This window comes from Curtobacterium sp. VKM Ac-2887, from assembly GCF_015350935.1.
Taxonomy (GTDB): Bacteria; Actinomycetota; Actinomycetes; order Actinomycetales; family Microbacteriaceae; genus Curtobacterium.
Window position 1 is genome coordinate 37,395 of the sequence record NZ_JADKSB010000010.1, and the last position, 25,546, is coordinate 62,940.

The window sequence follows — 25,546 nt, forward strand, 5'->3', positions numbered from 1 at the left end:
TCGCTTCGGCAAGGAAGAACCGGGGAGGCCCGGGTCAGACCTCGAACAGGGTGTCGCCGTCGAGCACCGAGGTGCCCACCGTGCCCTGGTCGACGGTGTCCGGCGCGGAGCCGAGCACCACGACGGGGCAGATCGGCGAGTAGCCGGCGGCCGAGATCACCGAGGGGGTGAACCGGACGACGGGGTCGCCGGCCGTGACCGTCGAGCCTTCGGTGGCGAGGAGCTCGAAGCCCTCGCCCGCGAGCTTCACGGTGTCGATGCCGACGTGCACGAGGACGTCCGTGCCCGCCGAGCCCTGCAGCGCGAACGCGTGCGGGTGCAGCTTCACGATGGTGCCGTCGACCGGGGCCACCGCGGTGACCGCGCCCTCGACGCCCGTCGGGTCCACGGCCACACCGGCGCCGACGAGCTGGCCGGCGAACACCGGGTCCGGCACGTCAGCGAGGGCGACGACCGGGCCGGCGAACGGCGTGCGGACCGCCGTCACAGTTCGTCCTGGATGTCCTGCGCGAGGTTGTCGGCGATGGTGCCGACGATGACCTGCCAGCCGGTGCCGCCGCCGACGACGGCCTGGGCGCCCGCAGCCTGCAGCGCGGCCTTGTCGACGAGGTCGCCGTCCTCCACCTCGACACGGAGGCGCGTGATGCAGCCCTCGACCTCTTCGATGTTGTCGGCACCGCCGAGCGCGGCGATGATGTCGGCTGCCTTGATGTCGGCCATCGTTTCCTCCTCGTTAAGGGTTCTCGTACCAGGTTGACACGGGACCGGTCTCGGTTCAGACTACGGAACTGGTCATGACCGGACAGGACCGGACCTGGCGACACCGCCGAGGTTACCTGCGCTGGCTGCACGACTCAACTCACCCCGACAGCTCCACCCAATGACGAGAGGACCTCCGATGAGCGCCACCACTGCCACGGACGTGCCGGAGAAGAAGAAGCCGAAGAAGCAGTCCCGGCTGTTCGCCAACGCCCAGCGCCTCGGACGGAGCCTGCTCCTGCCGATCGCGGTCATGCCGGCCGCGGGCATCCTGAACCGCATCGGGCAGCCCGATCTGCTCGGCGCGATCCCGGGCTTCGAGACGGGCGCGGGGGTCATCTCAGCTGCCGGCCAGGCCATCTTCACCTGGCTGCCGCTCCTCTTCGCGGTCGGCATCGCGATCGGGTGGGCGAAGAAGTCGGACGGCACGACCGCTCTGGCCGCCGTCGTCGGCTACATGGTCATGTACCAGGTGTTCGCAGTCATGTCCCCGGTTGTGCTCGCGGGGGTCAAGGACGCGAACGGCGACCAGGCGACCATCAACTTCGGCGTCCTCGGCGGCATCGTGATGGGGCTCGTCTCGGCGGTCATGTGGGAGAAGTTCCACCGCACGAAGATGCCCGACTTCCTGGGCTTCTTCTCCGGTCGTCGCCTCGTCCCGATCCTGACCGCTGCGGCTGGTCTCGTCATCGCCGTGCTCATGGCATTCGTCTACCGCTACTTCGACATCGCGCTCACGGCAGCCGGTACCGCCGTTGCGGACAACGCCGTGATCGGTGGCGGCATCTTCGGGTTCGCGAACCGCATGCTCATCCCGATCGGCCTGCACCAGCTGCTCAACTTCTTCCCGTGGTTCCAGCTCGGCAGCTTCACGAACGCGGCCGGCGACATCGTGCACGGCGACATCCCGCGCTTCCTCGCCGGCGACCCGACCGCTGGTATCTTCCAGACCGGCTTCTTCCCGATCATGATGTTCGCGCTGCCGGCCGGTGCGCTCGCGATCTGGCGCAACGCCAAGCCGCAGAACCGCAAGCTCGTCGGCGGCATCATGATCTCGGCCGCGCTCACCTCGTTCGTGACCGGCATCACCGAGCCGCTCGAGTACTCGTTCATGTTCGTGGCGTTCCCGCTGTACATCATCCACGCGGTGCTCACCGGGACCTCGCTGGCGCTGGTCAACGCCCTCGGGATCCACGACGGGTTCTCGTTCTCGGCCGGTGCGATCGACTACGTGCTGAACTTCGGCAAGGCGGACGGAGCGATCTGGCTCATCCCGATCGGCCTCGGCTACGCGGTCGTGTACTACTTCCTGTTCAGTTTCGTGATCAAGAAGTGGAACCTCCGCACGCCCGGGCGTGAAGAGGACACGATCGCCGAGAACACGATCGACGCGGCCACCAAGCCGTAGACGTCACCACGTGACGGACAGGAGGCGCGGTGCCAGCTGGCACCGCGCCTCCTGTCCGTCTGTCGTCACCACCAGAGCGCTGATACCGGTTTTGACAATCGTTATCAGCAAGCGCTACCGTCGGAGCATGCACAACCGCCTCCTCGCCCTCCCGCTCGTCGCCGGCGCCGCCGCGCTCGCTCTGACGGGCTGCGCGACCTCCTCGGCCTCGGGCAACGCCAGTAGCGACGGGAAGATCGCCGTCGTCGCCTCGACCAACGTCTACGGCTCGATCGTCCAGTCGATCGGCGGCGACCAGGTGTCGGTCACGAGCATCCTGAACGACCCCTCGCAGGACCCGCACTCGTTCGAGTCGAGCGCCCGCACCCAGCTCGCGGTGTCGAAGGCCGACCTGCTCATCGAGAACGGCGGCGGGTACGACGACTTCATGACCACGCTCGCCGACGCCTCGGACACCAAGGCCGACACCATCAACGTCGTGAAGCTGTCCGGCTTGGACAAGGGTGGCGACGCCGACTTCAACGAGCACGTGTTCTACAGCTACCCGACGATGGTGAAGCTGGTCGACGACGTCACGAAGCGCCTGTCCGCGCTCGACGCGGGCGACAAGACCACGTTCGAGCAGAACGCCGACGCGCTCACGACGAAACTCGAGGGCCTCGAGTCCCAGACCGCCGACTTGAAGAAGACGTACGACGGCGAGGAGGTGGCGTACACCGAGCCGGTGCCGGGCTACCTCTTCGACGCGATCGGTCTCGACAACGTCACCCCCGAAGCGTTCTCCGAGGCGATCGAGGAGGGCGACGACGTCCCGCCGGCAGCCCTCAAGGACACCCTCGCGCTGTTCAGCGGCAAGAGCGTGGCGCTGCTCGCCTACAACGACCAGACCTCGAGCGCCGAGACCGAACAGGTCAAGAAGGCCGCCGACCAGGACGACGTCCCGGTGGTCGGTGTCACGGAGACGCTCCCCAAGGGGCAGGATTACGTCTCGTGGCAGCAGGCGAACATCGACGCGGTGAAGGCAGCGCTCCAGAAGTGACGACCTCGACCGCAGCAGCGGCGACCGACAGCCCGGCGACCACCTCGGTGGACGACCGGGCTGCGGCCCGTCCGGTCCTGGCCCTGCGCGACGCCGGGCTGTCCTTCGGCGAACGGAAGCTCTGGGGACACCTGGACCTGGACATCGCGCCGGGGGAGTTCGTCGCGGTCCTCGGCCCGAACGGCGCCGGCAAGACCTCGCTCCTGCGCACGGTGCTCGGGCAGCAGCGCCTGACGAGCGGCACGATGTCGTTCCTCGGCCAGCCCGTCCGTCGTGGGCACCGGAAGATCGGCTACATCCCGCAGCAGCGACTCATGGAGGCCGGCACCCCCCTGCGCGCGCGGGACATGATCGCGCAGGGTGTGACGGGCCACCGGTGGGGCGTCCTGCCGACGTCGAAGGCCGACCGCGCCCGCATCGACCGCATCCTCGACGAGGTCGGCGCCACCGCGTTCGCGGACGCCCCGGTGGCCGAGCTGTCCGGCGGCGAGCAGCAACGCACCCGCGTCGGTCAGGCCATCGCCGCCGACCCGGCACTGCTGCTGTGCGACGAACCCCTCATCTCACTCGACCTGCGGCACCAGCGCGGCGTCACCGAGCTCATCGACCTGCAGCGTCGGCAGCAGGGTGCCGCGGTGCTCTTCGTGACGCACGACGTGAACCCGATCCTCGACGTCGTCGACCGAGTCCTGTACATCGCCGGCGGCCGGTTCCGGATCGGTTCCCCCGACGAGGTCCTGCGCGCCGACGTCCTGAGCGACCTGTACGGCACCCCCGTCGACGTCGTCCGCACGATGGGACGCATCGTCATCGTCGGCGCGAACGACGCGCACGACCACCACCACGGCGAGGTCGACCCGCACGCCCCGGCGTCGGACGAAGGGCGGATCTGATGGACGTCCTGTCGACGGTCTTCTCGTTCCAGGACTACGGCGAGCTCGTGGCCCTGGTGCAGAACTCGATCTGGGCCGGCGCGGTGCTCGGCATCGTCGGCGGGCTCATCGGCCCGTTCGTCGTCGCCCGGAACATGCCCTTCGCGGTGCACGGCATCTCGGAGCTGTCGTTCGCCGGCGCGAGCGCATCCCTGCTGCTCGGTGTCAACGTCGTCACGGGCTCGCTCGTCGGGTCGGTGATCGCGGCGCTGCTCATCGGGGTGCTCGGCTCGAGGGCGCGTGACCGCAACTCGATCATCGCCGTGCTCATGCCGTTCGGTCTCGGGCTCGGCATCCTGTGCCTGGCGCTCTACAAGGGACGTGCGGCCAACAAGTTCGGGCTGCTCACCGGCCAGATCGTGTCGGTGGACAACCCGCAGCTGACGTTCCTCATCGTCATCGCCGCCATCGTGGTCGCGACCCTGCTCGTCATCTGGCGGCCGCTGATGTTCGCGTCGGTCGACCCCGACGTGGCCGCGGCCGCCGGCATCCCGGTGCGGACGCTCGCGATCGTGTTCATGCTCGTCCTCGGCCTGGCCACCGCGGTGTCGGTACAGATCGTCGGCGCGCTGCTCGTGCTGTCGCTGCTCGTCACCCCGGCCGCCGCGGCCCTGCGGCTCAGCTCGCACCCGGTCGTCGTGCCGGTGCTCTCCACGGTGTTCGCCGTGGTGTCGGTCGTCGGTGGCATCCTGCTGGCACTCGGCGGCGGCCTGCCGATCAGCCCCTACGTGACGACCATCTCGTTCGCGATCTGGGTGGTCTGCCGGATCGTCGGGGCCCGGCGCGACCGCCGTGGACGCGACCGGGTCGTCCGCCGCGACCAGCGTGGCGGGGGCACACCGGGCCTCCCGTCCGGAACGTCAGCCGAAACGAAGGTGGGTGCACCAGCATGAACGCCGTGCAGAAGGTCAAGCGGAACACGTGGCAGCGCGAAGCGGTGCGCGGTGCCCTCGACTCCACCGAGGGGTTCGTCAGCGCCCAGGCGCTGCACCAGCACCTGCGGGACGAGGGCTCGACCATCGGCCTCGCCACCGTCTACCGGGCGCTCGCCGACCTGGCGACCGAGGGTGACGCCGACTCGTTGCAGCAGGACGGCGAATCGCTGTACCGGGCGTGCACGACGGACGCGCACCACCACCACCTGATCTGCCGGAACTGCGGCCGGACCGTCGAGATCGAGGCGGACCCCGTCGAGCAGTGGGCGCAGGACGTCGCCGCCGCGAACGGGTTCACGAATGCCAGCCACGTCGTGGACATCTTCGGCGAGTGCGCGGTGTGCACGGCATCTGCCGCCGCAGCCGGACCGCGGACCGGCGACGCCGACGGCGAGTAGCGTCCGCGCCATGCACGTCATCCTGGTCCCCGGGTTCTGGCTCGATGCGAGCGCGTGGGACGACGTCGCCCCGGTGCTGCTGCAGGCGGGCCACACGGTCGAGGCGATCACCCGCGACGGCGACACGCTCGACGAGCAGGTCGCGGCGCTCGTGGAGCGCCTGGACGACGTCGCCAGCCCGGACGAGCCCGTCGTGCTCGCCGGACACTCCGGCGCCGGACCGATCGCGTACATGGCCGCCGACCAGCGACCCTCGCTCGTCGCGCACCTGCTCTACGTCGACACGTTCCCCGGTCCCGCCGGCGGCTGCGTGAACGACGAACTGCCCGTGGTGGACGGTGTGGTGCCGCTGCCCTCGTGGGACGTCTGGGAGCCGGCCACGGTGCGCGGGATGACGCCGGCGTTGCGGGAGTCCTTCGAGCACCGCGCGATCCCGGAGCCGGCCGCCGTGCCGTCCGACCGGTTCCACTACGCCGACGCCGCCCGGCACACGATCCCCGCGACGGTGATCACCTGTGAGATCCCGGCGACCGAGCTCGCGACGATGGTGGCCGACCACCAGACCTGGGCCGCGGAACTCGTCGCGACCGAGGAGCTCAGCATCGTCGGACTCGAGACCGGACACTGGCCGATGTTCACGGCGCCGCGCGAACTCGGGGAGCTCATGGTGCGTGCGCTTGCGACACGCCCGGAGCTCGCGTAAGCTCTTCCCTTGGTCCTCCACGTCCGCGTGGCGGACCCGTTGTTCCAAGCCCTCCGACCGTCGCGAACGCCGCGGTCGCGTGGTGTCCGTTCCCCCTTCGACAGGGGCTGCGGGCCTGGGCGGTGTGCACAACCCCCTCGCATGCACCACTCCGGTGGTCCTGCGCGTGCGCACCAGGCAAGTGAACTTGGGTGCGGCCGTCCGGTCGCACGGTACCTCAGGAGGAAACCATGGCAGCAGTGTGCCAGGTGACCGGCGCCGTTCCCGGCTTCGGTCACAACATCTCGCACTCGCACCGCCGGACGAAGCGCCGCTTCGACCCGAACGTGCAGAAGAAGACGTACTACGTGCCGTCGCTGCGTCGCAACGTGACGCTCAACGTCAGCGCTAAGGGCATCAAGGTCATCGACGCACGGGGCATCGAGTCCGTCGTCAAGGACGTCCTCGCCCGTGGGGAGAAGATCTGATGGCGAAAAAGGGTCAGGACATCCGTCCGATCATCAAGCTCCGCTCGACGGCGGGCACCGGGTTCACGTACGTGACCAAGAAGAACCGTCGGAACAACCCCGACCGTCTCGTGCTGAAGAAGTACGACCCGGTGATCCGCAAGCACGTCGACTTCCGTGAGGAGCGCTAAGCATGGCGAAGAAGAGCAAGATCGCGAAGAACAACCAGCGTGCCGTCATCATCGCGCGCTACGCCGAGCGTCGTCTCGAGCTGAAGAAGGCCCTCGTGGACCCGAACGGCTCCGACGAGTCGCGTGAGGCCGCTCGCGTGGGCCTGCAGAAGCTGCCCCGCGACGCATCCCCGATCCGCTACCGCAACCGCGACGCGATCGACGGCCGCCCCCGTGGCCACCTGGGTGAGTTCGGCATCAGCCGTGTCCGCTTCCGCGACATGGCCCACCGTGGAGAGCTCCCCGGCATCACGAAGAGCTCCTGGTAAGCACTCGCAGTACCCGACGCCCCGTCACCTCCTGGTGGCGGGGCGTTCGCTGTGTCCGGGGTACAAGGGTGCCTCAGGGGTCACATCTGCCCCGTTGGACCCGCGACAAGCCCGGAAATCCGGGCGAGTCGGCTGAAAACGTCCGATGTGGCTGGTAGGTTCAACTCCGGTTCCGCCGGGCCCTCGGCCCACTGGCACCGTGGCACGGGGCAACCGCTCCGGGCGCCGGACGGCACGTCCGTCCGACCGATACTGCAAGAAGTCCGAGGAGGACATCCATGGCTGACAAGTCACTGAACCGCACCGAGCTCGTCGCTGCCGTCGCCGCCGAGTCCGGCCAGAGCCAGGCCACCGTCAACGGCGTCGTCGACGCGCTCTTCAGCGTCGTCTCGTCGTCCGTCGCGGACGGCACGAAGGTCACGATCCCCGGTTGGATCGCCTTCGAGAAGACGCACCGCGCCGCCCGCACCGGCCGCAACCCGCAGACGGGTGAGGCCATCGAGATCGCCGCGAGCGACTCGGTCAAGGTCAGCGCCGGCTCGAAGCTCAAGGCTGCGGTCAAGTAAGACTGTTCCGCGCATCGGGAGGGACGGCTTCGGCCGTCCCTTTCGTCGTTCCCGGGGTGCGTTCGGTGCGTCGGGTCGCGTTCGTCCTGTCGCGTCGACCGGGAGGCCCGTGCCGGTTCCCACAGGTCGGCCCCGCCGGTTCGGTGGCCGGGTGGGCACCGCCTAGGCTTGACGGGTGAATCGGATCGCGCGCATCGCCGGTCCCGCCGTGCTCCTGCTCGTCGGGTTCGTGGCGCTGCTCACGGCACTCGTCATCGGCGGTGGTGCGAACGCAGCGCTGATCGCCGACCCTGGTGCCCTGGTCCGGTTCGGTCTGCCGATCTCCCGGTTGGTCGTGGACCTGTCCGCCGCTGCGACGATCGGCGGCCTCGCGTTGGCCACCGTCGGACTCTCGCGCTCCGGCCCGGAGTGGAACCGCGCCATCGACGTCGCGGCCGCCGCCAGCGGGCTCTGGACGGTGTCGTCCGCGGTCACCACCTTCTTCACGTTCCTGAGCGTCGCCGGCTCGAAGATCAGCATCGACGAGCAGTTCGGCCAGTCGATGGGCGTGTTCCTCACCGGCACGGACCTCGGGCTCGCCTGGCTCGTGACGGTGCTCGTCGCCGCCGCCGTCACGGTGCTCTGCTTCGCCGTCCGTTCCCGGGGCATGGTCGCCCTGACCGCCGGTGTCTCGATGATCGGCCTCATCCCGCTCGCACAGCAGGGCCACGCCGCCGGCACCGCGAGCCACGACGCCGCCGTGACCGCGCTCGGCCTGCACCTGGTCGGCGCCGCGCTCTGGGTCGGTGGCCTGACCATGCTCGTGCTCCTGCGCGGCGTGCTGCCCGGTGACCGCCTGGCCGTGGTCGTCGCGCGGTACTCGAGCATCGCGCTCGGGTGCTTCGTGCTCGTGGCGGTGTCGGGTGTCGCCTCGGCACAGATCCGCGTGGGTGCCCTGTCGAACCTGTTCACGCCGTACGGCACCCTCGTGCTGGTCAAGATCGGCGCGATCGTCGCCATCGGGGTCCTCGGTGCCGTGCAGCGTCGGCGTGCGATCCGCTCCCTGACCGAGGCGCCGGCACGGCACCGCCCGTTCTGGACCCTGATCGTGGTCGAGCTCGCCGTGATGGGCGTCGCATCGGGTTTCGCCGCGGCGCTCGGACGCACGGCCACCCCGGTCGACCAGATCGCGCTGAGCAAGACGACCGACCCGAGCCCCGCCGAGCTGCTCACCGACGACCTGCTGCCGCACGCGCCCGGGGCCTGGGGCTGGCTGACGCAGTGGAACATCGACCTGTTCTGGCTGATGGCCGCCGTGCTGCTCGCTGCGACCTACGCGGCCGGTGTCGTGCGCCTGCGCCGCGCCGGGGTCCACTGGCCGGTGCGCCGTTCGGTGGCGGCGGCCCTCGCGATCATCTCGCTCGTGGTCGCGACGTCCGGTTCGCTGCACCAGTACGACCGGTTCCTGGTGTCGGCGAACGTCGGCGCGCACGTGCTGCTCGGCCTGGTGGTGCCGGCGCTGGTGTGGGCGGCGGCTCCGGTGGTGCTCATCCGGGCCGCGGTGCACCCGCGCGACGATGACAGCACCGGCGTGCGCGAGTGGACCGGTGTGCTGGTCGACAACGCCGCGGTCCGCTACCTGGTGCAGCCCTTCCCGGCGTTCCTGCTCGCCGCAGCGGTGTGGTGGGCGTACTTTGCCACCGATGCCGTCCGCTGGTCGGTGAGCGACTCCACGGGGCGCACGGTCATCGACGTGGGCTTCCTGCTCGTCGGGCTCCTGGCGATGCCGACGCTCTTCACACCGGTCGCGGCCGGCCAGCGGTACCCGACCCGCGGTGCGGCGGTCGTCCGGATCGTCGGGGCCGCGGTCGTCGCCGCCGGAGCGGTGTCGCTCGGCGTCGCGATGCGCGGGCCGCTCGGACTGCTGCAGGCGTCGTGGTTCGGGGCGATGGGGCGGACGTGGGGCCCCGATCCGCTCGTCGACCAGGCCCGTGGTGGGCTCGTGCTCGCGGCCGCCGGAGTGCTGCTCCTGGTGGCGGTCGTCGTGGTGGTGCTCGTGCAGCTGCGGCGCGCTGGATCGGCGGCGCGCACGCTCGGAGCGGACGCGCGGACCCTCGAGCAGGACGCACGATGAGCGTCGAGCTCAGCGGCGAGCAGCGGGCCGTCTTCGAGTACATCGAGCACACCCGCGACCACGTCTTCATCACCGGTCGTGCCGGCACGGGCAAATCGACCCTGCTCAACCACCTGTCGTGGAACACCGAGAAGCAGGTCGTGATCTGCGCACCGACCGGGGTCGCGGCCCTGAACGTCGGTGGCCAGACGATCCACTCGTTGTTCCGCCTGCCGATCGGGCTCATCGCCGATGCCGAGCTGCGCCAGGGACCGGACACCCGCAAGCTCCTCAACACCATCGACACCCTGGTGATCGACGAGGTCTCGATGGTGAACGCCGACCTGCTCGACGGGATGGACCGCTCGCTCCGCAAGGCCCGCGGGCGGCAGTTCGAGGCGTTCGGCGGAGTGCAGGTGGTCATGTTCGGCGACCCGTACCAGTTGCCGCCGGTCCCGGGCGGTGCCGACGAACGCGCCTACTTCACCGACCACTACCGGTCGATGTGGTTCTTCGACGCCAAGGTGTGGCTCGAGGCGAAGCTGAACATCATCGAGCTCGCCACCGTGCACCGCCAGCGCGACGACGCCTTCGCCGCCATGCTCACGGCGGTGCGGCACGGCCGGGTCACCGCCGAGATCGCCGACCAGCTGAACACCGCGGGCGCACGACCCTCGCCCGACGACGCCATCACCCTCGCCACCCGGAACGACACCGTCGCGCGCATCAACAAGGCGGCGCTCGAACGGCTGCCCGGCAAGGTGAAGACCGCGAAGGCCGACGTCAACGGCGACTTCGGCGGGCGGAACTTCCCGGCCGACGAAGCCCTCGAGCTCAAGCCCGGCGCGCACGTGATGTTCCTGCGCAACGACGCCGACCAGCGGTGGGTGAACGGGACCCTCGGCATCGTCACGGCGATCCGCGACACGGTATGGGTCGACGTCGACGGAGAGTCCTTCGAGGTCCAGCCGTCGGTGTGGGAGAAGTTCAAGTACTCCTACGACGCCGACAAGAAGGAACTCAAGAAGGACACCGTCGGTGAGTTCCAGCAGTTCCCGTTGCGGCTCGCCTGGGCGGTGACGATCCACAAGTCGCAGGGCAGCACCTACGACCGCGCGGTGGTCGACCTGGGCAACCGGGTGTTCAGCGCCGGACAGACGTACGTCGCGTTGTCACGGCTGACGTCGCTCGAGGGGCTGTACCTGACCCGGCCGCTGCGGCCGCAGGACATCATCGTCGACACGGACGTCCGACGCTTCATGTCCGAGGCGCCGCGCATCGTCGCGACGGCACTCGAAGCCCGGAAGCCGGAGCCTGCGCCGGACCCCGACTCCGGCGACGACGCCTGACGCACACACGACGACGCCCGCCTGCCGGAGCGGCAGACGGGCGTCGGGGAGCGTGTCGGTGCGTCAGGCGCGAGCCGCCGCACGCAGCGCGCGGAGGTTCTCCTTGTCGGCACCGAGCGCCGTCAGCAGCAGGATGACCCCGACGATCGCGTGGAACACGTTGTCGGTGGTGTTCAGCGCGAAGATGTTCGCCGAGGTGTTCACGAAGACGAAGCCGTAGACGGCCAGCACCACGAGCACGGCGCCGACGACCAGGTTGCCGTTCCGCGAACCGATGGTGGTGCCGAGCCCGGTGATGAGCAGGACCGCGGCGAGCAGCACCCAGATGAGGGCGAGCGGCGGGTTCACCCCGAAGGCGTTCCAGAGCATCCCGCCCTGGCGGCTGAAGAAGCCGGGGTCGCCGTCGGCGGCGAAGAAGAAGCCCAGGATGCCCCAGAGTGCGAGGACGCCACCGACCGTGAGCGCGAGCCCGCGGTTCGGTGAGGCGGTGATGCCCGGTTCCTTGATGGCCACTTCGGTCTCCTCCTCGTACACTGCCGACGCGACGTGCGTCAGTCCGGCGGTGCCCGCCGGACTGAGCGGCGCGGCACTGAGCGGCACAGCGCGGGATCCGCGGGTGACGGCCGCGCGGTTCCCAGCCTCCGGCCGGTGAGCCAACGGTATCGTGTCCGACCCCGACCGTCCGAATCGCAGCGCCGTCACCAGGCGTGCGACGAGACCGACGACGACCACTCCGAGGAGGACCAGCCCGGTGACCTTGACACCCGAGCGCAATGCACCGGAGTCGCGTGGACCGAGCGTCTCGCGGCGGTTGCGGTGGGGTGTGCTGGCGGCTCTGGGGTTCGTGATCGTGCCTTCCGTCTACGCGGCCGCGGTGCTGACGCCGGTGGGGCAGCGCATGGAGGACGCCGCGCTCGGCGGGGTCCGTGAGTCCGACCTGTTCAGCTCGGACACTGCGCTCAACGTCATCTCGGTGCCGGTGATCCTGTTGCTCGTTGTCGTGATCGTCGCGGTGGCGTTCGCCAGGCGACGGCTCTCGGTGGGGCTCGGCGCGGGTGCAGTGGTGCTCGCGTCGGCGGCCACCTCGACGCTCGTCAAGCGTATCGCCGAGCGCCCGGAGATCGCCCAGTCGACGACGCCGAACTCGTTCCCCTCGGGCCACGCGACCATCGCGCTGGCCGCACTGTTCGCCGTCCTGATGGTCACGCCCCGTCGCTTCCGGCCGATCGTCACGCTGCTCGGTGCCGCCTACGCGGTCTTCGTCGCCAACCAGACCGTCGTCTACGGCTGGCACCGGGTGAGCGACATCATCGGGGCGTGCGCGATCGCGATGTTCTGGCTCGGCGTCGTCCGGGCGTTCGGGCCGAGGGTCGACCGGGGACTCCGAGGTGACCGGGACGGCCGTCGGGGTCCGCGCCGGGTGGTCAGCGTCGTCCTGCTCGTCGCCACCGGGGTCACGCTGGCCGTCGGCGTCGCCGCGCTCGTCGTCGGCCTGACGGGGGACGGCGCTCACGACCACGCCGCGATCCTGATGGCCGGACGACTGGCCTCGAGCGCGAGCGTCCTGGCGGTGGTGACCGCGGTGTGGTTCCTCGACGGCATGCACCACGCGGCCCGGACCGACCCCGCAGCGCTGTCCGCAGCTCGCTGACGTCTGGTGGGAATGCACCGGCGTACGCTACGTTGTACCCAGCAAGTCGATGCAAACGCATCGATATCGCGAAAGGCGGCGCAACATGCAGTTCGGCATCTTCACGGTCAGTGACGTCACGACCGACCCCACGACCGGCACCACGCCGGACGACACGCAGCGCGTCCGCGACATCCTCACGATCGCGCAGCACGCCGACCAGGCCGGACTCGACGTCTTCGCCACCGGCGAGCACCACAACCCGCCGTTCGTCGCATCGTCGCCGACCACGTTGCTGGCCTACCTCGCGGCGAAGACGAAGGACATCACGCTCTCGACGAGCACCACGCTCATCACCACGAACGACCCGGTGCGCATCGCCGAGGAGTACGCCATGCTCCAGGTGATCTCCGACGGCCGCATGGACCTCATGATGGGTCGCGGCAACACCGGCCCGGTCTACCCGTGGTTCGGGCAGGACATCCGTCAGGGCGTCAACCTGGCGATCGAGAACTACGCGCTCGTCCGCCAGCTCTGGGAGAACGACGTCGTCAACTGGCAGGGCAAGTTCCGCACGCCGCTGCAGGGCTTCACCTCGACGCCGCGCCCCCTCGACGGCGTGCCCCCGTTCGTCTGGCACGGCTCGATCCGCACGCCCGAGATCGCGGAACAGGCCGCGTACTACGGCGACGGCTTCTTCCACAACAACATCTTCTGGCCGATCCAGCACACCGAGCAGATGGTCGGGCTGTTCCGCCAGCGCTTCGAGCACTACGGTCACGGCCGTGCGGACCAGGCGATCGTCGGTCTGGGCGGGCAGTTCTTCGCTCGGAAGAACTCGCAGGACGCGGTCAACGAGTTCCGGCCCTACTTCGACAACGCCCCGGTCTACGGGCACGGCCCCTCGATGGAGGACTTCGCCGCCCAGACCCCGCTCACGGTCGGTTCGCCGCAGCAGGTCATCGACCGGTACGCGGCCATGAAGGACCACGTCGGCCACTACCAGCGCCAGCTGTTCCTGGTCGACCACGCCGGGCTGCCGCTCAAGACGGTGCTCGAGCAGATCGACATCCTGGCCACGGACATCGTCCCCGAGCTCCGCAAGCTGAACGACGAGGGCCGTCCGTCCGACGTGCCGTCGAACCCGCCGAGCCACACGGAGCGCGCCGCCGCGGCGCTCGCCGCCGGCACGGTCGGCAGCGACCACGTCGCCGCCGAGGACGAGTGGACGGGCGCCTCCGTCTGACGCTCTCAGCGCTCGGTTCGTGAGCAGGAATGGTCGGGTCCCGCGAGGTGACCCGACCTTTTCTGCTCACGATGCGGGGTTCACGCGACCACATGCGGACGGGAGGCACGGCGCCAGCTGGCACCGGGCCTCCCGTCCGTCCCGGCGCGCGTCCAGAGCGCCAATCGCGAAAGCGACAGTCCTGCGGATGGCGCTGCCGTCACCTTCGCGAAAGCGACAGTTGCCCGCCGATCATCGGCGGAGATCTGTCGCTTTAGCGAGAGGGGCGGTGGGCTCGGCGACCGGGCGGGCCGGCACGAGCTTCAGGCCGACGACGCAGCCGACGATCCCGGCGATGAACAGCACGCGCAGCAGGGTGACGGGCTCGGCGCCGGTGGCCATGCCCCACAGCACCGTCAGTGCTGCACCGGTGCCGGTCCACACGGCGTACGCGGTGCTGATCGGGATGTGCTTGAGGACGTAGCCGAAGGCGACGAGGCTGATCACGATCGTGATCGCGAACACGACGGTCGGGCCGGGTCGGGTGAAGCCGTCGCTCTCGCCGAGGGCGGTCGCCCACACGGTCTCGAGCGTGGCGCTGAGGAACAGGACGATCCAGGCCACCTCAGCTCACCACCTTGAGGCCGACGACGCAGGCGACCAGGCCGAACACGAGGCCGAGGCGTGCGAGCGACGCGGCTTCCTGCCGGCGCAGGATCGACACGACGACCGTCAGCGAGGCGCCGATGCCGACCCAGACGGCGTAGGCGGTGCCCACCGGGATCGACTTCATCGCGAACGCGAGCCCGACCATGCTCAGCGCCATGCCGGCGATGAACACGATCGTCGGCACGACCTTCTTGAAGCCGTTCGAGGCGCTCAGGGCGGTGGCCCAGACGGCCTCGAGCACGCCGCTCAGCACGAGGATGACCCAGGCCATGACGATGTTCCCTTCCTTCGGTGGCATAGTCGCACGACTGTGCGACAACGACTTCGACGGTAGCACGAGTTCGTACGACTGTGCGAGTATGGCGTCGTGGCCAGGAGCATGGACGTCGAGCGGCGGCGCCGCACCGTGTCCGAAGCGGCGTGCCGGGTGCTCGCCCGCGACGGACTCGGGGCGCTCAGCGTCCGGAACGTCGCGGCGGAGGCCGGACTGCCGCCGAGCACCGTCCGCTACACCTTCCCGACCCAGGCGAGCGTCCGGTCGCACGCGCTCGAGCTCGTGTTCGACGCGACCGCGGCCCGGATCGACGCCGTGCCCGCGGACCTGCGGGGCACGGCGTACGCGCACGCGGTCCTGCTCGAGCTCCTGCCCCTCGACGAGGAGCGACGCATCGAGCTCGACGTCTACCTGGGCCTCGGCACGGCGGCGCTGACCGACACCGAGCTGCGGCCGTTCCACGACCGGGTCGTCGACGAGATGCGGGAGTGGTGCGGGCGGATCCTGCGGGCGCTCGGGGTGCCGGACGCCGACGTGCCCTACGAGACCCGGCGGCTGCACGCCCTGGTGGACGGGCTCGCGATGCACATCGTGCGGGTCGATCCCGGGGGTGACGCCTCGTGGGCGATCGACACGCTCGACCGGCACGTGGCGGGCATCGCCCGGGTCTGACTGCGGCACGGTGCTGGGTTCGCGGGCCGGTGCGGCGTTGTGGCTGGCGGTGGAGCACGTGCACGGTGCTGGGTTCGCGAACCCGTGCGTTGTTGGTGGCTCCGTGCGGCGCTCCAGGCCTGCACCGAGCGAGCAACCCTGCACGGGGTGAACGAGCTCGCACGGTGCGCAGGCGGCCGCGCGCGGACCGCCACGCAGCACGCGTCGCCTATCCTTTCCGGGTGACGACGACCACGCCGCCGCAGCAGCGCTCCCGCTCCCGTTCCCTGACGGGCCCGGGCCTCGTGCTGCTCGCCGTCGTCGTGCTCCTGGGGATCCGGCTGCTGTCCCCGAGCATCGGGACCGCCGGCCTGCCGGACGTCGTGCAGGACTTCCTGACGCTGGCGATCAGCGTGGTGGTCGAGTCGCTGCCGTTCGTGGTGCTCGGCATCGTGCTGTCGATCGTCGTCGAGGTGTGGGTGCCCGTCGGTGCGCTCGAGAAGGTCCTGCCGCAGAACGCCTTCGGCCGCCGCGCCGTGATCTCGCTGATCGGCATGCTGTTCCCGGTGTGCGAGTGCGGGAACGTGCCCCTCGCCCGCGGCCTGATGATGCGCGGGTTCACCCCTGCCGAGGCCGTCACGTTCCTGGTCGCCGCCCCCATCCTCAACCCGCTCGTGATCATCAGCACCGCGCAGGCGTTCGGCTGGTCCGGCTGGATCCTGCCGGTCCGGATCGTCGGCGGCTTCGTGATCGCGAACCTGGTCGGCTGGATCGTCGCCGCACACCGCCGTCCGGCCGACCTGCTGCTGCCTGCGTTCGAGGCCCGCTGCCGCGCTGCGATCGGCGCACCACGGAGCCGGAACCGTTGGCGGGAGAGCGCCGCGCAGTTCGGCGGCGAGACCGCAACCATGATGCCGGCCCTGTTCGTCGGCGCCGGTCTCGCTGCGGCGATCCAGGTCGCGGTGCCGCGTTCCACGCTCGTCGCGATCGGCTCGAACCCGGTGCTCTCCGTCGCGGCGATGATGCTGCTCGCGATGACGGTGTCGCTCTGCTCGAACGTCGACGCGTTCTTCGCGCTGTCGTTCGCCTCGACGTTCCTGCCCGGGTCGATCACGGCCTTCCTGATCATCGGGCCGATCATCGACGTGAAGATGATCGCCCTGCTCCGCACGACGTTCCGGGTCCGGTTCCTGGTGCTGCTCGCCGTCGTGTGCGTCCTGTTCGCCGGCGCCGTGGGATTGGTGATGAATGTCCTCGTCTGATGCACGCAGCAACGCGCCCGCGTACCTGGGCCTCGGGTCGGTGCTGGCCGTGGCGCTCTGCACGCTGTGGCTGGCACTGGTCGGGCACCTCGACCTGTACATCAACCCGCGCTACTCGGTGTTCACGATCGTGCTCGCCGCCGTCGCGGTGCCCGCCTCGATCGCGGGCCTGGTGGTCATCGCACGCGGCCACGGCCACACGCACGGTGACGACGCGGACGAGCACGAGCACGAGCCGGACCACGACCACGGGCGGCGCAGGCCCGGCCGTGGTCGCGCTGTCCGCCTCGCCCTCGGCGGAGCGGCCGCGATCGTCACGGTCGGGGTCACCGTGTCGATGCTGGTGCTGCCCCCGACGACGCTGTCCGCCCGCACCGCGCAGCAGCGGAGCGTGGACTCGGCGACCCTGTCGAACGCGACGGGCTCCGAGGCGGCGGTCTCCCTGCTCGGCAGCGAGGGCGTCGACACCTCGGAGTACGGCGTCAAGGACTGGGCGGCGCTGATCCGGCAGACCACCGACACCACTGCGCTCGTCGGCAAGCAGGTGCGGCTGTCCGGCTTCGTGGTCCCCGGCCAGGACGGCTCGTTCACGCTCACCCGGTTCGTGATCAGCTGCTGCGCCGTGGACGCCCAGCCAGTCGGCCTCGGCGTGGTGACCGAGGGCGGCGACCGTACCGAGGCGGAGCCCGACGAGGGGCAGTGGGTCACGGTGACCGGCGCACTCGCGGCGAACCCGGACCAGTCCGCCGACGCCCGCATCGTCATCAAGGCCGCGAAGGTCACCGAGATCGCGCAGCCGAAGGACCCGTATGAGTACTGAGACGGGCACGAGTACTGAGACGGGCACGAGTACTGAGCGCACCGACCGCCGCCCGGTCACGCGCCGGTTCCACCGCCGGTACCTCGCCGTCGTGCTCGTCCTGGCGGTCGTCGCCGCGCTCGCCGCCGTCGTCGGGTCGCACCAGGGGCCGCGCCTGCGCGACGTGTCGTACGACGCCACCGGCCTGGTGTCCCGTCCGGCGCAGCGGGTGATCCTGACGGCGAACCAGGCACTGCAGCAGGTGTCCGCCGACGACGTCCGGGTCAGCCCCGCGGCCGCGCACACCGTGACCTCGAGCGGCAACACGATCGCGGTCGAGTTCGCCGGACCCCTGGCCTACGACCGCGACTACACGGTGACGGTCGCGAACGTCCGGGCTCCGGGGCAGCGTGCCACCGCGGACCTCACCGCCGCGATCCGGACCGGCAGCACCGACGTCCTCGCCCTCGTGCCGGGAGCCGACGGCGCGAAGGACCGCATCGTGCGCCGCTCCCTCGACGCCGGGGGCGCGACCACGGTGTACCAGGGCACGGACATCTCGGAGTACGCCCGGCTCGGACGGTCCCTGGTGGTGGTCAGCGGCAGCGACGCGAGCTCCTCGGTCGACGTGGTCGCGCTGTCCGGCGGGGTGCAGGACCCGGACGCCCCCGTCGAGCACCTCACCCTGCCGTCCTCGCAGGGTCGGGTCACCGCGCTGCACGTCGCCGACGACGCGGCCTCGTTCGGGTTCGAGTACGCCGACACGTCCACCGGGCAGTCGCGGAACACCGGTCTGTACGTGGTCGACATGACGGGCACGCACCTGCCCACCGCGATCGCCGAGGACGGGAAGCCACAGACGGGCGCCGTGCCGATGACGGTCGGGCAGTGGGCCTACGTGCCCCGGACCGAGAGCGCCCTGGTGCGGACGGGCAGCGACGACCTGGTGCTCGTCGACATGAGCGGCCGTGCCGACCCCGTCCGGCTCGGCAGCGCCACGTACCTGCACGGGTTCGTCGGCTCGGGCACCACGGCGGTGGTCGAGACCGGCACGGGCATCGAGCGCCTCGACCTGACCGACGGCGCGAAGACGGCGCTGCGGGCGCCGGCCGCGAGCACCGACGCGGCGGTGCTCGGCAGGATCGCCCCGCTGACGGACGACACGTACCTGCGCGTGCTGGGGGACGTGCGGTCGGACGGGACCGTCTCGGCACGGATCGTGCGCGTGGACGGTGGGCGGGCCTCCCGGCTGCCGGTGACCGTCCCCGACGACGCGAGCGTCACGGCGGTCTGCCCGTCCCCGAACGGGCAGTTCGTGGCGGTCGCGACGAAGTCGGCGACCGACGAGCTGGTGAGCATCGTCGACGCGACCTCCGGTGCGCTCGGGGCGAGCATCGACGCGGGTTCCGTCGACTGGTGCGGCGCGCTGCCGTCCGGCGACGAGGTCGGCTGACGGCCCGACGGACAGACACAGACAGGAGGCCCGGTACCAGCTGGTACCGGGCCTTCCGTGGATCAGGTGGTGACGACTACGCCAGCGTGGCCGCGTCGATCACGAAGCGGTAGCGGACGTCCGAGGACAGCACGCGCTCGTAGGCCTCGTTGATCTGGTCGGCGCTGATGAGCTCGGTCTCCGGCAGGATGTCGTGCTCGGCGCAGAAGTCCAGCATCTCCTGGGTCTCACGGATGCCGCCGATGGCCGAACCGGCCCAGCTGCGGCGCGACCCGATGAGCGCGAAGGCGGGGACCTCGAGCGGCTCGGACGGTGCACCGACGTTGACGATGGTGCCGTCGACGGCGAGCAGGCCGAGGTACGAGCCCATCGGGATCTTCGCCGACACGGTGTTGATGATCAGGTCGAAGGAGTTCGCGAGCTTCTCGAACGTCTCCGGGTCCTTCGTCGCGTAGTGGGCCTTCGCGCCGTAGCGGAGCGAGTCGGCCTCCTTCGACGTGGTCTGCGACAGGACGGTGACCTCGGCGCCCAGGGCAACCGCGATCTTGACGGCCATGTGGCCGAGGCCGCCCATGCCGACGACGCCGACCTTCGTGCCGGGGCCGGCCTTCCAGTGGTGCAGCGGCGAGTAGGTGGTGATGCCGGCGCAGAGCAGCGGCGCGACCTTCTCGATGTCGAGCGACTCGGGGACGCGGAGGACGAAGTCCTCGTTCACGACGACCGCCTGCGAGTAGCCGCCCTGGGTGATCGAGCCGTCGGCCGGGTCGACGCCCGCGTAGGTCTGGATGTTGCCCTTGAGGCAGTACTGCTCCTCGCCGGCGACGCAGTTCTCGCACTCGCCGCACGAGTTCACCATGCAGCCGACGCCGACGCGGTCGCCGACCTGGTGCTTGGTGACGTTCTCGCCGACGGCGGAGACGTGGCCGACGATCTCGTGGCCGACGACCTGCGGGTACTGGATCTGGCCCCACTCACCGCGGACGGTGTGGATGTCCGAGTGGCAGATGCCGGCGTAGGCGATGTCGATCTCGACGTCGTTCGCTCCGACGTCACGACGGGTGATGGTGGTCTTGACGAGCGGCTCGGTCGCTGACGGTGCCGCGTAGGCGTTGACGGTGCGCAATGATCTCCTCGTGGGGGTGCGTTGCGGGCCGGTTCCGGCCCGGAACCAGTCTGATGGAGCGCGCCACAGCGTGGGAGGTTCCAATGGGGCTCCCCAGTGCGGGAATCGGAGTGGTCAGGCCAGCCGTGCGAGGCGCTGGCCCGCGATCGTGGCGAAGCGCAGCGGGTCGGCCAGGGCGTCGTCCGGTTCCCCGGTGGTCTGCGTGGCGAGGACGGTGAGCGAGGCAGCGGCGGCGTAGTCGTCAAGCGAGGCCTCGATCGCGCCGGCGACGAGCATCGACCGGGCGCCGGGGGCGTGCGTCGCCGTGAGTGACCGCACCACCGACGGGACCTTGCCGGCGGCGGACTGGTCGTCGTACCGGCCCTCGCCGCTGATCACGACGTCGGCGCCGGTGAGTCGGTCGGCCAGCCCGAGTACCTCGGCGACACCGTCCGCGCCGCGGGCCAGGGTCGCACCCCAGGCGAGCAGGCCGAAGCCGACGCCACCCGCGGCGCCGGCGCCGGGGGTCACGGGGTCCACCGAAGGGAAGCGGGCGGCCCAGGCGGCCAGCAGCTCGTCGAAGAATGCGACCCGCGAGGGCTCGATCCCCTTCTGGGGTCCGAAGACCGCGGCGGCGCCGGTCGGGCCGAGCAGGGGAGAGGTCACGTCGGTCAGGACGGTGACGCCGAGCGGTGGCAGGGCACGCAGCGTGCCGCGATCGCCGTCGTAGCCGAGGGCTTCGAGCACGGGACGGCCGCCGTCGGTCGAGGCGCTGCCGCCGATGCCGAGCACGAGCCCCGTGGCGCCGGCGTCGAGCGCGGCGGCGATCGCCTCGCCGAACCCGCGGCTCGTCGCGGTGTCCGGCAGGAGTTCGTCGAGCAGTGGCAGACCACTCGTCGCCGCGAGCTCCACCACCGCACGGCCGTCGGGCAGCATGAGCCACCACGTCTCGACGGGGGTGCCGGCGGGCCCGGTCACGGTGACGGGGACCCGGACGGCACCGGGGACGGCGGTCGCGAAGGCATCGAGGGTGCCCTCGCCGCCGTCGGCCATCGGCACGAGCACCACGTCGTCGTCGGGGCGTTCGGCCAACCAGCCGTCGCGGACCGCCTGGGCGACGGACGCCGCGGTCGCGGTGCCCTTGAACGAGTCCGGAGCCACCACGATGCGCACGGGACCACCGTAGCGGGGAGACGGCGACACGTGCTGGACAAGGTAGGCAAGGCTCACCTAAGTTAACGGTTAGGTGAGGCTCACCTAACTTCACGAACCAGCACTCGGGATCATCTCCATGTCGTCACTCCGTCGCGCCCTCACGGCCGCAGCGTCCGCCATCGTCGTCCTCGCCGTGGCGACCGGCTGCACCGGCGGCGGCACCGGCACCGCGGGTGCGACGCAGGCCGCGGGTCGCGGGACGAGCGCGACGGACCCGGCCGCGAGCCTCCAGGCCATCGCCCCGGTGACCGACGCGCAGGACGTGACCGGCGAGCGCACCGCGACCCTGGCGACCGACCTGCCGCCGACGGCGAGCACGGTGGACGAGCCCGAGCTGCCCGTCACCGTCACCGACAACCAGGACACCGAGGTGACCGTCACGAGCGCGGACCGGATCCTCGCGCTTGACATCTCCGGCACGCTGTCGTCCACCGTGTACGGCCTCGGCCTGGGGGACCACCTGGTCGGACGGGACGTCTCGACCGGCTTCTCCGGCACCGAGGACCTGCCGCTCGTCACCCAGAACGGCCACGAACTCTCCGCCGAGGCGATCCTCGCGCTCCGCCCGACCGTGCTGCTGACCGACACCTCACTCGGCCCGTGGGACGTCGTCCTGCAGATCCGGAAGGCCGGTGTCCCCGTCGTCGTCCTGGACCCGCACCGGGACACCACGAACACCGACGCGATCATCGAGCAGGTCGCGACCGCGCTCGGCGTCCCGGCGACCGGCGACCGCCTGGCCGCCGAGGTGCACGCGCAGGAGCAGGCCGTCGCCGCGCAGGTGGCCCGGATCGCGCCGTCGGCTCGGGCCGACAAGCTGAAGATGGTGTTCCTGTACGTGCGGGGGAACGCCGGGATCTACTACCTGTTCGGCAGCGAGTCCGGCGCCGACTCGCTCATCGACGCCGTCGGCGGGCGGGACGTCGCGACGGAACAGGACTGGACGGGCATGCGCCCCGTCAACGCCGAGGCGCTGGTCGCCATGCAGCCGGACCTGGTGATCATGATGACCAAGGGCCTCGAGTCCGTCGACGGCGTCGACGGGCTGCTCCAGCGGGTCCCCGCGATCGCGAAGACGCCCGCGGGCGAGCACCGCCGCATCGTGGACATGGCGGACACGACGGTGATGAGCTTCGGGCCGCGCACGCCCGAGATCGTGGCCGCGTTGGCCGCGGCGATCTACGGTCCGGCGGACGCCTCGTGACCGTCCGGGAGGAACGGATCGCGCCCGCCACGCACGTCCCCGCCGCACCGGCGGTCACGTCCAGGTCGCGGGTCGGCCGCATCGCGCTGCTCACCACCGGGCTCGTGGTGGCACTCGTCGTCGCGACGCTGGTGTCGGCGAGCGTCGGACAGCTCGGGATCTCGCCCGCCGAGGTGCTCCGGACCGTCGGCCGATCGATCGGGCTGCCCGTGGACGGCCCCGCCGACGACCTCGTCACCCAAGCGCTGTGGACGATCCGGTTCCCGCGGGTCGTGATGGCGCTGCTGATCGGAGCCGCGCTCGCCGCAGCCGGTGTGCTCATGCAGGCCGTGTTCGCGAACCCCCTGGCCGACCCCGGCGTCGTCGGGGTGTCCGGTGGCGCGGCGTTCGGGGCCTGCGCCTCGATCGTGTTCGGCCTGCAGTTCGCCGGGTACTGGACGACGCCGCTGATGGCCTTCGCCGCGGGCCTGGTCGCGACGCTGCTCGTCTACGGGCTGTCCCGTGCCGGCGGCCGCACCGAGGTCGTCACACTCCTGCTCACCGGCATCGCCGTGAACGCGTTCACCGGCGCGGGGCTCGCCTTCCTGACGTTCCTCGGCGACCAGCAGGCGCGCGAGCAGATCGTGTTCTGGCAGCTCGGGTCCCTGAACGGCTCGATGTGGGACCAGGCCGCAGCGATCGCCCCCGTCATCGGTGCGGGCCTCGTCGGCGCCGTCGTGCTGACGCGTTCGCTCGACCTGCTCGCCCTCGGTGACCGGGCCGCGCGGCACGTCGGGGTGCGGGTCGAGGCCGTCCGGGTCGTCGCGATCGTCGTGGTCGCCCTGCTCGTCGGCGCAGCGGTCGCGTTCGCCGGCATCATCGCGTTCGTCGGGCTCGTCGTCCCGCACCTGATGCGGATGGTCATCGGCCCGGCACACGGCCCGCTGCTGCTGGTCTCGACGCTCGGCGGCGCCCTGCTCCTGACGATCGCCGACCTGCTCGCGCGCACCCTGGTGCCGTACGCGGACCTGCCGATCGGCATGCTGACCTCGCTCGTCGGCGGTCCCTTCTTCTTCTGGCTCCTGCGCCGTGCCCGCCGACGGTCGGGAGGCTGGGCATGATCGAGTCGAGCGCGGTCGGCGCCGTGGTCGTCTCCGGGATCGGCGTCGTCATCGACGGACGACCGCTGCTCGCCGACGTCGACCTGACCGTGCGCGCGGGCGAGGTCCTGGCGCTCGTCGGTCCGAACGGTGCCGGCAAGTCGACGCTGCTCCGGGCGATCGCCGGTGACCTCGCCCACAGCGGCACGGTCGCGATCGACGGCGTGCGCACCGGCGGCGAAGCACCGCTCGCGACCGCTCGTCGTCGCGCCGTGCTCGAGCAGGACACCGCGGTGGCCTTCGGGTTCCGCGTCGGCGAGGTCGTCCGGATGGGCCGTGCTCCGTGGCGGGGGACCCCGCGAGCGGTCGACGACGACACCGTGGTCGCGCGGGTGCTCGACCAGGTCGAACTCGCCGACCGGATCGACCAGGCGTTCCCCTCGTTGTCGGGCGGGGAGCGCGCCCGGGCCTCGTTCGCCCGGGTCCTGGCGCAGTCGACCCCGGTGCTCCTGCTCGACGAACCGACCGCCGCCCTCGACCTTCGACACCAGGAGGCCGTGCTGGCCGTCGCCCGCGCACACGCCCGGGCCGGTGGCGCCGTCGTCGTGGTGCTCCACGACCTGAGCCTCGCCGGGGCGTACGCCGACCGCGTCGCCATGCTCGCCGGCGGCCGGATCGTCGCCGACGGCACCCCCACCGACGTCCTGACCGCCGACCGCATCGGCACCGTCTACCGACACCCGGTCACCGTCGTGCCCGACCCGAACACCGGCACGCCCGTCGTCGTGCCGTCCCGAACCCTCCAGGAGGCCTCCTCGTGACCACCCGCACCCGCCCGCTGCGGCTCGCGCTCGCCGGACTGCTCGTCGCGCTCAGTGCCGGGGGAGCCGCCCTGGTGGGCGTCGCCCCCGCATCGGCAGCCGGCCGTGTCAGCGTCGCGATCGAGGGGCACCCCGAGGTCACGAACCAGGTCGACTCGACGTACCTGACGACGCTGCGCCTGCGCGGTTCCGGGTTCCAGGGCATCAAGAACGGGTACGGCGGCATCTACGTGGCGTTCGGCACCGTGAACGGCACCTGGCAGCCGAGCAAGGGCGGGGCGACGGGCGCGGACTACAGCTACGTGCCCGACGACGAGTCGAACCCCACCGGGTACCTCGACTTCGTGGCCTTCGAGGGCAGCACCACCGCGTCGGCGGCGAACGGCGGCACGGTCGACTCCGCCACGGGCACCTGGTCCGCGACCCTCAAGGTCCCCGGTTCGACGTTCCAGGCGCTCGACCGGAACGGTGCCGCGAAGACCGTCGACTGCACGGTCGTGCAGTGCGGGATCATCACGATCGGTGCGCACGGCGTCGCGAACGCGAACAACGAGTCGTTCACACCCGTCTCCGTGCAGAACCTGTACGGCAGCGGCGGCACGCTGGCCGGTGGCGGCACCAGGGCGACCACCGGGCAGGCGCCGGCCGACACGACGGACGCGGGCAGTGCCTCCCGGCCGTCCGCCGAGCCGTCGTCCGAGGCGAGCGCCGACACCCGCGCGACCACGAAGCCGTCCGCGCGGTCGACGGCGAAGCCGAGCGCCACCGCGGAGCCGACCGCGTCGGCGACCCCCACCGTGCCGGCCGGGGCGACCCCCTCGGCGGTGGCGGCCGCGGCTGCCGACGGCTCCGCGGGCGGGATCGACCCGAGCGTCCTGCGCATCGTGCTCGGCGGCCTGTCCGCGCTCGTCGTGGCCGTCGCGGCGCTCGTCGTCTTCGCGATCGTGCACTCCCGCCGCACCGCACGACGCACCGCGACCGACGTCGCGCCGTAGGACCACCGGACCCGGGTGCTCACAGGGGGCGCCCACATCGA

At 71.0% G+C, this 25,546-nt stretch carries 29 protein-coding genes; 22 read left to right on the plus strand and 7 right to left on the minus strand.

Going from position 1 to position 25,546, the window contains the following annotated elements; translation table 11 throughout:
• Positions 1-34 precede the first annotated feature (34 nt).
• Positions 35-487, minus strand: coding sequence for a PTS sugar transporter subunit IIA (locus tag ITJ69_RS12800; protein ID WP_194648362.1), 453 nt, complete (start codon positions 485-487; stop codon positions 35-37).
• Positions 484-720: a PTS transporter subunit EIIB gene (locus tag ITJ69_RS12805; RefSeq protein WP_071293232.1), complete on the minus strand. Its 237-nt coding sequence runs from the start codon at positions 718-720 to the stop codon at positions 484-486. The genes ITJ69_RS12800 and ITJ69_RS12805 overlap by 4 nt, the downstream gene beginning before the upstream one ends.
• 178 nt (positions 721-898) lie before the next feature.
• Between ITJ69_RS12805 and ITJ69_RS12810 the strand changes: the two genes are divergently transcribed.
• From ITJ69_RS12810 to ITJ69_RS12865, 12 genes are all read left to right on the plus strand, one after another.
• The gene (locus tag ITJ69_RS12810; RefSeq protein WP_123293455.1) at positions 899-2,167 is read left to right on the plus strand and encodes a PTS transporter subunit EIIC; all 1,269 of its coding nucleotides are present in this window, start codon (positions 899-901) and stop codon (positions 2,165-2,167) included.
• A 127-nt stretch (positions 2,168-2,294) separates the two neighbouring features.
• Positions 2,295-3,206 (plus strand): metal ABC transporter solute-binding protein, Zn/Mn family, encoded by a 912-nt coding sequence (locus ITJ69_RS12815; protein WP_194672941.1) that lies wholly within the window; start codon positions 2,295-2,297, stop codon positions 3,204-3,206.
• Between the two features lie 47 nt (positions 3,207-3,253).
• Positions 3,254-4,099 (plus strand): metal ABC transporter ATP-binding protein, encoded by an 846-nt coding sequence (locus tag ITJ69_RS12820; RefSeq protein ID WP_194672990.1) that lies wholly within the window; start codon positions 3,254-3,256, stop codon positions 4,097-4,099.
• The gene (locus ITJ69_RS12825; RefSeq protein ID WP_194672942.1) at positions 4,099-5,031 is read left to right on the plus strand and encodes a metal ABC transporter permease; all 933 of its coding nucleotides are present in this window, start codon (positions 4,099-4,101) and stop codon (positions 5,029-5,031) included. Before ITJ69_RS12820 ends, ITJ69_RS12825 begins: the two co-directional genes overlap by 1 nt.
• Positions 5,028-5,471 (plus strand): Fur family transcriptional regulator, encoded by a 444-nt coding sequence (locus ITJ69_RS12830; protein WP_123293457.1) that lies wholly within the window; start codon positions 5,028-5,030, stop codon positions 5,469-5,471. Before ITJ69_RS12825 ends, ITJ69_RS12830 begins: the two co-directional genes overlap by 4 nt.
• Before the next feature lie 10 nt (positions 5,472-5,481).
• Complete coding sequence (locus tag ITJ69_RS12835; protein ID WP_123672148.1) at positions 5,482-6,174, plus strand: alpha/beta fold hydrolase; 693 nt, start codon at positions 5,482-5,484, stop codon at positions 6,172-6,174.
• Positions 6,175-6,404: 230 nt separating this feature from the next.
• Positions 6,405-6,641: a 50S ribosomal protein L28 gene (gene rpmB, locus ITJ69_RS12840; RefSeq protein ID WP_111085377.1), complete on the plus strand. Its 237-nt coding sequence runs from the start codon at positions 6,405-6,407 to the stop codon at positions 6,639-6,641.
• Positions 6,641-6,811, plus strand: a complete 171-nt coding sequence (gene rpmG, locus ITJ69_RS12845) for a 50S ribosomal protein L33 (RefSeq protein ID WP_017886456.1) — start codon at positions 6,641-6,643, stop codon at positions 6,809-6,811. Before rpmB ends, rpmG begins: the two co-directional genes overlap by 1 nt.
• 2 nt (positions 6,812-6,813) lie before the next feature.
• Positions 6,814-7,119, plus strand: a complete 306-nt coding sequence (gene rpsN, locus ITJ69_RS12850) for a 30S ribosomal protein S14 (RefSeq protein WP_111085378.1) — start codon at positions 6,814-6,816, stop codon at positions 7,117-7,119.
• A gap of 278 nt (positions 7,120-7,397) precedes the next feature.
• Complete coding sequence (locus tag ITJ69_RS12855) at positions 7,398-7,685, plus strand: HU family DNA-binding protein (protein WP_111085379.1); 288 nt, start codon at positions 7,398-7,400, stop codon at positions 7,683-7,685.
• Between the two features lie 175 nt (positions 7,686-7,860).
• The gene (locus tag ITJ69_RS12860; protein ID WP_194672943.1) at positions 7,861-9,798 is read left to right on the plus strand and encodes a cytochrome c oxidase assembly protein; all 1,938 of its coding nucleotides are present in this window, start codon (positions 7,861-7,863) and stop codon (positions 9,796-9,798) included.
• Entirely contained in the window at positions 9,795-11,126 is a 1,332-nt protein-coding gene (locus ITJ69_RS12865) for an ATP-dependent DNA helicase (RefSeq protein WP_159570901.1), read from the plus strand. The genes ITJ69_RS12860 and ITJ69_RS12865 overlap by 4 nt, the downstream gene beginning before the upstream one ends.
• A gap of 63 nt (positions 11,127-11,189) precedes the next feature.
• Here ITJ69_RS12865 and ITJ69_RS12870 read toward each other — a convergent pair whose 3' ends face one another.
• Positions 11,190-11,639, minus strand: coding sequence for a DUF4383 domain-containing protein (locus ITJ69_RS12870; protein ID WP_165901145.1), 450 nt, complete (start codon positions 11,637-11,639; stop codon positions 11,190-11,192).
• Positions 11,640-11,877: 238 nt separating this feature from the next.
• Between ITJ69_RS12870 and ITJ69_RS12875 the strand changes: the two genes are divergently transcribed.
• Together ITJ69_RS12875 and ITJ69_RS12880 are read left to right on the plus strand one after the other, a co-directional pair.
• Positions 11,878-12,777, plus strand: coding sequence for a phosphatase PAP2 family protein (locus tag ITJ69_RS12875; RefSeq protein WP_123937365.1), 900 nt, complete (start codon positions 11,878-11,880; stop codon positions 12,775-12,777).
• Between the two features lie 85 nt (positions 12,778-12,862).
• A complete protein-coding gene (locus ITJ69_RS12880; RefSeq protein ID WP_194672944.1) occupies positions 12,863-14,002 on the plus strand; it encodes a CE1758 family FMN-dependent luciferase-like monooxygenase in 1,140 nt (379 codons plus the stop codon).
• 231 nt (positions 14,003-14,233) lie between these two features.
• Here the strand turns inward: ITJ69_RS12880 and ITJ69_RS12885 are convergent, their stop codons facing one another.
• Both ITJ69_RS12885 and ITJ69_RS12890 read right to left on the minus strand, forming a co-directional pair.
• Positions 14,234-14,605 (minus strand): DMT family transporter, encoded by a 372-nt coding sequence (locus tag ITJ69_RS12885; RefSeq protein WP_194672945.1) that lies wholly within the window; start codon positions 14,603-14,605, stop codon positions 14,234-14,236.
• Between the two features lies 1 nt (position 14,606).
• Positions 14,607-14,921, minus strand: a complete 315-nt coding sequence (locus ITJ69_RS12890; RefSeq protein ID WP_123293830.1) for a DMT family transporter — start codon at positions 14,919-14,921, stop codon at positions 14,607-14,609.
• 96 nt (positions 14,922-15,017) lie between these two features.
• On the opposite strand from ITJ69_RS12890, the gene ITJ69_RS12895 reads away from it, so the two are divergent.
• The 4 genes from ITJ69_RS12895 (at position 15,018) to ITJ69_RS12910 (ending at position 19,089) form a co-directional block, all read left to right on the plus strand.
• Positions 15,018-15,596: a TetR/AcrR family transcriptional regulator gene (locus ITJ69_RS12895; protein WP_323743099.1), complete on the plus strand. Its 579-nt coding sequence runs from the start codon at positions 15,018-15,020 to the stop codon at positions 15,594-15,596.
• Positions 15,597-15,817: 221 nt separating this feature from the next.
• Positions 15,818-16,837 carry a permease gene (locus ITJ69_RS12900; protein WP_123672144.1) on the plus strand — a complete coding sequence of 340 codons (1,020 nt, stop codon included), beginning with the start codon at positions 15,818-15,820 and terminating at the stop codon, positions 16,835-16,837.
• Positions 16,824-17,657: a TIGR03943 family putative permease subunit gene (locus ITJ69_RS12905; RefSeq protein ID WP_194672946.1), complete on the plus strand. Its 834-nt coding sequence runs from the start codon at positions 16,824-16,826 to the stop codon at positions 17,655-17,657. The genes ITJ69_RS12900 and ITJ69_RS12905 overlap by 14 nt, the downstream gene beginning before the upstream one ends.
• On the plus strand, positions 17,647-19,089 hold the full coding sequence (locus ITJ69_RS12910; RefSeq protein WP_194672947.1) for a hypothetical protein: 1,443 nt from the start codon (positions 17,647-17,649) through the stop codon (positions 19,087-19,089). Before ITJ69_RS12905 ends, ITJ69_RS12910 begins: the two co-directional genes overlap by 11 nt.
• Positions 19,090-19,165: 76 nt before the next feature.
• Here the strand turns inward: ITJ69_RS12910 and ITJ69_RS12915 are convergent, their stop codons facing one another.
• Together ITJ69_RS12915 and ITJ69_RS12920 are read right to left on the minus strand one after the other, a co-directional pair.
• Positions 19,166-20,212, minus strand: a complete 1,047-nt coding sequence (locus ITJ69_RS12915) for an NAD(P)-dependent alcohol dehydrogenase (protein WP_123937370.1) — start codon at positions 20,210-20,212, stop codon at positions 19,166-19,168.
• Positions 20,213-20,326: 114 nt separating this feature from the next.
• Entirely contained in the window at positions 20,327-21,364 is a 1,038-nt protein-coding gene (locus tag ITJ69_RS12920) for a glycerate kinase (protein ID WP_194672948.1), read from the minus strand.
• Between the two features lie 118 nt (positions 21,365-21,482).
• Here ITJ69_RS12920 and ITJ69_RS12925 point away from each other — a divergent pair, with 118 nt between their 5' ends.
• The 4 genes from ITJ69_RS12925 to ITJ69_RS12940 are packed head-to-tail and all read left to right on the plus strand — an operon-like array spanning position 21,483 to position 25,505.
• A complete protein-coding gene (locus tag ITJ69_RS12925) occupies positions 21,483-22,610 on the plus strand; it encodes a heme/hemin ABC transporter substrate-binding protein (RefSeq protein ID WP_159570924.1) in 1,128 nt (375 codons plus the stop codon).
• The gene (locus ITJ69_RS12930; RefSeq protein WP_416354935.1) at positions 22,607-23,710 is read left to right on the plus strand and encodes a FecCD family ABC transporter permease; all 1,104 of its coding nucleotides are present in this window, start codon (positions 22,607-22,609) and stop codon (positions 23,708-23,710) included. Before ITJ69_RS12925 ends, ITJ69_RS12930 begins: the two co-directional genes overlap by 4 nt.
• Complete coding sequence (locus ITJ69_RS12935; RefSeq protein ID WP_194672949.1) at positions 23,707-24,510, plus strand: heme ABC transporter ATP-binding protein; 804 nt, start codon at positions 23,707-23,709, stop codon at positions 24,508-24,510. The genes ITJ69_RS12930 and ITJ69_RS12935 overlap by 4 nt, the downstream gene beginning before the upstream one ends.
• A complete protein-coding gene (locus tag ITJ69_RS12940; protein WP_194672950.1) occupies positions 24,507-25,505 on the plus strand; it encodes a hypothetical protein in 999 nt (332 codons plus the stop codon). The genes ITJ69_RS12935 and ITJ69_RS12940 overlap by 4 nt, the downstream gene beginning before the upstream one ends.
• Positions 25,506-25,546: the final 41 nt, after the last annotated feature.